This is a genomic window from Hyphomicrobiales bacterium, from assembly GCA_039973685.1.
Taxonomy (GTDB): domain Bacteria; phylum Pseudomonadota; class Alphaproteobacteria; order Rhizobiales; family JACESI01; genus JACESI01.
Window position 1 is genome coordinate 1 of sequence record JBDWKL010000055.1, and the last position, 5,896, is coordinate 5,896.

General features: G+C 48.0%; 4 protein-coding genes. 2 read left to right on the top strand and 2 right to left on the bottom strand.

All coding sequences use genetic code 11. From position 1 onward, the window contains the following. Positions 1–2,204 (top strand): OmpA family protein (locus ABJO30_15155; GenBank protein MEP3234163.1); only part of this gene is annotated, 2,204 nt, incomplete at its 5' end. Positions 2,205–2,523: 319 nt separating this feature from the next. Here the strand turns inward: ABJO30_15155 and ABJO30_15160 are convergent. Continuing rightward, positions 2,524–2,991 (bottom strand): LysR substrate-binding domain-containing protein, encoded by a 468-nt coding sequence (locus tag ABJO30_15160; protein ID MEP3234164.1) that lies wholly within the window; start codon positions 2,989–2,991, stop codon positions 2,524–2,526. 48 nt (positions 2,992–3,039) lie between these two features. Between ABJO30_15160 and ABJO30_15165 the strand changes: the two genes are divergently transcribed. Continuing rightward, a protein-coding gene (locus ABJO30_15165; GenBank protein MEP3234165.1) for an IS3 family transposase occupies positions 3,040–4,391 on the top strand; the annotation gives its coding sequence in 2 pieces (ribosomal slippage) (positions 3,040–3,376 and positions 3,376–4,391; 1,353 coding nt in all). Positions 4,392–4,591: 200 nt separating this feature from the next. Here ABJO30_15165 and ABJO30_15170 read toward each other — a convergent pair. Further along, positions 4,592–4,909 (bottom strand): hypothetical protein, encoded by a 318-nt coding sequence (locus ABJO30_15170; protein MEP3234166.1) that lies wholly within the window; start codon positions 4,907–4,909, stop codon positions 4,592–4,594. Between the last annotated feature and the right edge of the window lie 987 nt (positions 4,910–5,896).

Below are 5,896 nucleotides of genomic sequence, written 5' to 3' on the forward strand. Positions count from 1 at the left end.
TCACCGTTCCTGCGAACACGCCTCCAAGCACGTATAACGTTACCTATCTGCTTGCTGACGAAAATGACCCTACACTCACAGATCCTGCCATTGCGACAGTCGTCGTTGCTGGCTCCATTCTCGCAGAGGATGACGATTTCAGTGCGACGCCAATCGATAATGCGGGTGGTACGACACCGACTGTTTTGGGCAATGATGAGCTCAATGGTTCTTCCGTTTCGACTGATGGCTCTCAAACAACAATCTCTGTAACCAATGATGGTGGCCTGACGGGTGTGACCATTGCTGATAACGGTGTCATCACTGTTCCTGCAAACGCAAATCCTGGTACTTTCAATGTTAGCTACCAGCTAGCGGATGAAACGGATGCTGCGCTTACAGATCCAGCTGTCGCTACAGTGGTAGTTGGTGCAATTGTCGCTGCGGATGATGACTTTAGTGGTACACTGATTAGCAGCAGTGTTGGCGGCACGACGTCGACTGTTTTGGCAAATGACACGCTTAATGGCTCTCCAGTAGCAACCGATGGTTCTCAAACCACTATCGCTGTTACGAGTGACGGTGGTCTGTCAGGTGCAACCATTGCTGATAACGGTGTTATCACTGTCCCTGCGAATACGCCTGAAGGCACTTACAATATTGCCTATTTGCTCACTTCTGAAGCAAATGCTGTGCTTTCCGATCCAGCTATCGTGACAGTGGTCGTTGCCGATAACATTGGTCTCGTATCAGCGGTTGAAGGCCAATTGAACTCAACGCTTCAAGATAATCTGGCAGTTACTCTGACAGAGCAAAGTCAGCGCATAAGCGACTATGCGAGAAGTGGTCTTGAGCGCCTTCAAAGCCATCACAATCGGTCTGAAGAACAGTGTGCTGCCGCAGCCACACTTCGTGCACAGTTCATCCTGTTTGACACCAATAAGGCGGTTATAAAACCTGAAAGTGAAACTGCACTTGATGACATAGTTGCAATTCTGGCTTCTTGTCGCGGTAGTTCTTTTGAAATCGCAGGCCATACAGATAACGATGCATCTGAAGATTACAACGCAGCTCTCAGCCAACGTCGTGTGGATGCAGTCTTGGTTGCATTGCGGGAGCGTGATGTTGATACGTCGGGCTTTGTCACAAAAGGCTACGGTGAATCACAACCAATCGCGCCTAATGACACAGCAGAGGGTAAAGCCCGTAACCGTCGGGTTGAGTTTAATGTTATTGAAGACGAGAGCATCGCTTCTTCCTTCAGAGCTTGTCACGATGGTGCCTCCGCTCCACGCCGTAGTCTCAATGCGAGCGCCGATGAAAATGGTGTGGCGTTGGATGGTGATTTCCAGCATCAAACTTTTGATTGTGCAACAAACCGTTGGTCAATATTCGAAGGCTCATTGGGGTATACTGAAACCGAAAGTGGTATCGCACAAGGTTCGATCAACATTTCTTACCGCCGCGAAAAGCTTTTCGATTCAGATCGCTTGGGTGGCTTCTTCGTTGGTGCTTTTGGATCAAGCAGTGACGTCGATACAACGGCAACAGGTTCAATTAATGGAGCAGGCTTGAATACTGGCTTCTACGGAGCACAAAAACTGGGGCATGGTTTGTTTATTGACGGACATCTTGGCTTTGCAACAGGCTTCCAAGATTTTGATCTGGCATTCGATACGGCTCTGGGCGAAGTTGATACATCAGGTCTTCAACACTATTTCGCTGGGTTTGCTGGTGCAGCCCTGTCAGGTGAAGTTAAACACGGCAACCTTTCATTGAAACCACGCATCGGCTTTAATTATGTTGCCTCACCGGAAAACGATGTTGATGTGGCTGCCGTATTGGGCAACATAGTAGAAAACGGTACGATTGAATTAGACTCGCTCAGTGGTGGTTCAATTTTTGCCGAAGCGCGTTTTGCAGCAGCTTTCAATGACAACCGCAGCGAAATTGCGCTTACGCCAAGGGTCGCCTGTTTCCAATCGCTTGGCACGTTTGACGACCAATGTAGTTTTGGTGGTGCCCTTGAACTCTCTACGTTGGAAGTGTCTGACGGGTTGCTATACTCTATTGAGTTGGCAGGCGAACAAGCAAATGACTTCTCGCGACTTTCACTGTCCGGCAACGTATCCAAAGCTCTTCGCCTTGGAACAGTAAGCGCAACTGCTGGTGTTGGTGACAAAGGTAATCAGCGGGTAAACCTTGGATACAATTTGAAGTTTTAAATAAAGCACTTCTGTCAAAGCGTCAGCTGAATGTCTGCGCCCCTAAAACTTTGCCCTTATCATTTCGTTCATGCGTATGGACTTGATGGTAAGGGCAGAGACATTCAGACCAAGATATATTGACGTTGCTGTGTGCGGGTGAACCATTTCCATCGAACAACGCAGGGATGGGTCGAGGAAGTTATCTGAGATGAAGGTGTTTAGGCACCGCACAATATTGCCGAGTTGGGCTCAACGCTGCCGTTGAACAAAATTCAAGTTGTATCCCAACGAAGGCCGTTCTCGGCCCAAAGTAGAAATCAATTCTCCTGTAACACCATCATGATAGGCTTGTTCCAAGCGCCGCTGCCAATTCTCTCATAAATCTTGCAGAAGCTACTGGTAAAGTACGGCCCCTTTGTTGGCCAAGCAATAGGTTGCCTGGCTCTACATCTTTTTGGGCCAGAGGACGCGCAACCATGTTGGGTGTACGATCCATATCCAAACCAATTGGAAATTGAAAACTAATCAAATTTTCCCATTCGCTATAATGACACATAAAATCAAAGCTATCCGCCTTAATCATTGGGTTGAGTTTAACCGAAAGTGTCCGTTGCGCGGCGGTTCCCAGCAGGACGCGTACCGCGAATTTTTCGGATGGTGCGACATGGGAGAAACACAGTGCGTTTCGCAGCCTGATCGTATCCTGTTTTGCTAAAGGGTGGTCTGCTTGCATGACCACTTGGATCGGCTGTGCCACTGCATGGATCTGTCTGACGTCAGCGCCTATGGGTCCAAATAGGGTCAATTGCTAAGAGAGTGTTCTTGGCTCATCGTAACCACTGAGGGGTGGAAGATGAGACAAACAATTGGAACACGCAAAAGCCCTGGCGAAAAGATCGTCAAGGACATCAAACGTGCGACCCGTAAGCACTATTCGTCCGAAGAGAAGATCAGGATCGTTTTGGACGGGCTGCGTGGCGAAGACGGCATAACTGAGCTTTGCCGGCGTGAGGGCACCTCTCAGGGCATTTACTATAAATGGTCCAAGGACTTCATGGAGGCTGGGAAGCGCCGCCTTGCCGGCGACACGGCCCGCGCTGCGAACACTGACGAGGTGAAGGATCTGCGCCGCGAAGCTCGCGATCTAAAGGAAGTTGTGGCTGAGCAAACCCTGGAACTCCGCTTGCTCAAAAAAAGCATGCTGGGAGATGGGGGCGAGCACGAATGAGATACCTCGCATCTGAGAAGTTAGAAGTCATCCGTTTGGTCGAAGACGGTCACCTGTCAGCACGGCAAACCTTGGCCAAGCTGGGCATTCCCCGCACCACATTCTACCGTTGGTATGATCGGTATCTGCAACGTGGTGAGGCTGGATTACAAGATCAATCCCCCAAACCAAAACACGTGTGGAGCCGTATCCCAGACGAGGTGCGTGCGAAGGTCGTCACACTTGCATTAAAGGAAACAGAGTTGTCACCACGGGAGCTTGCGGTGACATTCACCGACAGGGAAAGTTATTTTGTATCAGAAGCTTCTGTTTATCGGCTCTTAAAGGCGTATGACCTGATCACCAGCCCAGCCTTTATCGTGATCAAGGCCGCTAATGAGTTCAAAGACAAAACGACAGGGATCAATCAACTTTGGCAAACCGACTTCACCTATCTCAAAGTTCTTGGGTGGGGCTGGTTCTATCTCAGCACGGTCTTGGATGACTACAGTCGTTATATCATCGCGTGGAAGCTGTGTACCAACATGAAGACTGAAGATGTCACTGACACGCTCGACCTAGCCTTAAAGGCGTCGGGTTGTGACAAGGTTCACGTCGTTCATAAGCCGCGTCTACTCAGCGATAATGGATCCAGTTATGTCTCGGGCGAATTGGCCGAGTGGCTGCAAGACAAAGGGATGAAGCATTCTCGTGGTGCACCATACCATCCCCAAACACAGGGCAAAATCAAACGTTGGCACCAGACGTTGAAAAACCGCATCTCGTTGGAATACTACTTTCTGCCAGGTGATCTTGAAGCGCAGATTGAAGCCTTCGTCGACCACTACAATCATCCGCGCTATCACGAAAGCCTGAACAACGTCACACCCGCCGACGTCTACTTCGGACGTGACAAAGACATTCTACAACAAAGAGAAAGGATCAAACGGAAGATACTCGAAACGCGGCGGTTGCATCACAGACAACATGCCGCATAATGAAACCAACAAGATGAGTTGAACTCTCTCTTAGTTTAGGCCGCTCTTGGTTCCAAAAACCCTGACGACAGACACTCCACACTGAAAGCATAAAGTCGTCGCTTGTATCTCCGTTGCCGTATTTTCAGCCCGATGATTATATCAATTTCATTACGTTCAATGCGAAGCATAATCCTGCATATTTTTTAAGATGTCCATCGTCACCATCTCTCAAATTTCCATTCCACATTTGAAGATGCGAGCAACTCCTTAACTCCACCATATTGGGCCTCAAGCATTTTCATGCAGTCGAATGTGGAATCTTCAGTATCGAATATCACCTTGCAATTCTTGTGGAGGAGATGCTTGAAATCATTGTGGTGTTCTTTTTCTACAATGATGTACCAATCAATATCTTCCCCCATTGAATTAGTGTTCGGTGACAGATCAATTCTGTCATTCATCATCTCACTTCTATCAAGGTAAACAGTCGATCTGGGAAACACTGGATCACTAAAAAGCACTATTGAAGCTGCCATTCTAAAACCCCCAAGTTCGGGCTAGCACTTCGCGGTTTTTCATACCGACAAGGTGCGTGTATATAGATGTCACTCTTAAACTTGAATGACCCATATATTTTTTAACGGCACTTCCGGCACGCCCTTTAAGATGCAATAGATACCGAAGATAGCGGCAGCAACTATTACCTTCTTCACAAGCTCACCACCTTTTTGTCTGCCAAAACACCAATGCCTTCGCTTGCTATCTGCAAATTAATCCATAAGAACTTTTGAGATACTGATAGTCTTATCAAGAAGCGTCATATATTTCTTTGGTGTGCGTCATCGAATAATTTGGAACACGGAGCTTGCCATAATTAATGGAGGTTCTGGCTCTCTGTTTGATGTTAAGCCGCTTGGTGTTGATGTAGCAAGCGACGGTTCTGGATTGTCTACAGAAGATCAACGATTTGAAAGCCTGACGACGGACAGCTCATGCAGAACATAATCAAGGAAAGGCGCTTGCAATACCGAAAGAACGCCGCCTAATATTAACAGCCAGGTGAGCAAAGCTCCCGCTTAATCTAAACAGCTATCTGTCCATAAAACCCTGATGACGGACACTCTGGTCAGTCCTTAAAGCTGTATGGAATGAAAAACCAGAAACAGCGGCAAGATTAAGAGCACGGATAGAACGTGTCATCAGTTACGCAACAGTCAAAAGGTTGGTGCACAGGCATCAATCCAGCCATATGGCGTGGGTACCTGGATCAAATACTACCTAAGCATAACAAGCGTGATGCCGTTAAGCATCAGCCTGCGATGGGCCTGTTGAGGCAACTTTCTCAGATGCGGACGGGTGATTTCATATTCCCCAGCCAACGTGGCGATAAGTCTCTTGACCTGAGACCCGCTTCTTCATCCATTTTTGGGTAGAATTCGTCCCGTACAAGGAGACGAATAAATGAGACAATCACGGTTCAGCGACGAACAGATCATCGGCATGATCAAAGAGCAGGAAGCTGG

Bases quoted from the DNA above. Each gene is read 5' to 3' on its own strand.
- ABJO30_15170 (MEP3234166.1), bottom strand. From the start codon at position 4,909: ATGGCAGCTTCAATAGTGCTTTTTAGTGATCCAGTGTTTCCCAGATCG.